The following is a 334-nucleotide window of genomic DNA, read 5'->3' on the forward strand; positions in this document are numbered from 1 at the left end:
ATAGCATTCATTGCCGAGACTGCTTTAGGAAAGTTTCGAGCAGCGTTCATTATTTGTTTTGTTAATGATTCTCTATCCCTCATTTGAGCGAAATCTTCAAATCGCTGCTCATGAACATCAAAGTGATTGAGATTGAAATAATCTTGAATATTAAGGACATCGGAATAAGGAAGAAAATCCAGTTTTTCATTATCGTTTAAGATAATCACACGCTTATTTATAGTGTCTGTATATAATGGCATACTGAACTGTTCGAGATTATCGAATTCCATTGTAAATGCCAAGGACATCGGTTTTGTGCCACAAGTTGCATTTAATGCTATCGTTTCTTCAG

1 protein-coding gene is annotated in these 334 nt (G+C 35.0%); it reads right to left on the minus strand.

The window, feature by feature from the left end; translation table 11 throughout:
- Positions 1-334: hypothetical protein (locus AB4585_RS27470; protein ID WP_372171915.1), on the minus strand; the 334-nt coding region annotated here is incomplete at both ends.

This window comes from Vibrio sp. 10N.222.49.C9, assembly GCF_041474985.1.
Classification (GTDB): domain Bacteria; phylum Pseudomonadota; class Gammaproteobacteria; order Enterobacterales; family Vibrionaceae; genus Vibrio; species Vibrio crassostreae_C.